Annotated in this window: 1 protein-coding gene; it reads right to left on the bottom strand. The window is 44.1% G+C overall.

Annotation, left to right across the window (positions count from 1 at the left end):
- Positions 1–39 precede the first annotated feature (39 nt).
- On the bottom strand, positions 40–912 hold the full coding sequence (locus QUA40_RS28885) for a DPP IV N-terminal domain-containing protein (RefSeq protein ID WP_333132166.1): 873 nt from the start codon (positions 910–912) through the stop codon (positions 40–42).
- Positions 913–1,039: the final 127 nt, after the last annotated feature.

The raw sequence follows: 1,039 nt of genomic DNA on the forward strand, positions 1-1,039 counted from the left end.
ATCCTTGCTCTTCGCTGTGCTTATCTCAACGGTCAACTTTCAATTTGATGTATTTGCCAAAGTGAGATGCACCCCTGCTAATTCAAAAATTCCAGACAGTTCTAGCCGAGGAGCTAGTTGATTTAGCTGGTCACCCTTAGCATTGATTGTGTATAGTTTTTTATTGTTGAAGTCTCCCGCCAGGAAGGCAATAAGTTGGCCATCTGGCGACCACGAAAGTTCGTTGTAATTTCCGGGTTTTTGGGTGAGGTTCTTGGCTGTCCCCCGGTTAATATCAAGCAGGTAGATATCCTGCTTTTCCCCGCTCAAATCGCCCGCTTTGCCCCCATAGTAAACAATGCGGGTGCTATCGGGCGACCAAAATAGTTGGCCGCTATAAACCTCATTTTGCGGGTTGTTAGTGAAATTTTTGATGTTGCTTCCGTTGGCGTTGATTGTGTAAATTTGCTGTTTAGGATAAGCGCCGAACAAGAAAGCAATTTTTGTGCTATCGGGCGACCAAACAAGTTCGCTAGCGGATGTATAGTCGCCGGGACTTTTGGTTAATTTAGTCATGCCCGAACCGTCGGCATTCATTTTGTAGATATTTTGATCCTTGACAAATGCTACCTGCTGGCCGTCCGGTGAAATGTAAAATACCGATGAAATTTCTGTTTTAGCCGGTCGTCCTCCTAGTTCCCAATTCCGAACTAATTTACTTCCTTTAATACCCGAAGTGTCGCTCGTATAAAGTGATTGACTGCCGGGATCATCAGAGGTAAAACCGTCGCAAGAACGGGCAAAAACTTGTTTTTGGCTGTTGGAAAACCAAACTATTTTAAAATTAGCTGCTTTGCAAGACTCCCCAGCCAACTGTTTAGTTAGCCCGGAACCGTCAGCCTTGACTGTATAAATGTCGGTATCGCCACTCACGAAAGCCAGCCGATCGCCATTGGGCGACCAAACGAGCCTGTAGCTAACATCTATAGCAATCCTAAATCATTATCAAGACTATGATACAATTATATGCAATACTTGATTGTGACAATAAAACCATGAA

The sequence above is a fragment of the Microcoleus sp. Pol11C3 genome, from assembly GCF_036701485.1.
In the GTDB taxonomy this organism is placed as follows: domain Bacteria; phylum Cyanobacteriota; class Cyanobacteriia; order Cyanobacteriales; family Microcoleaceae; genus Microcoleus.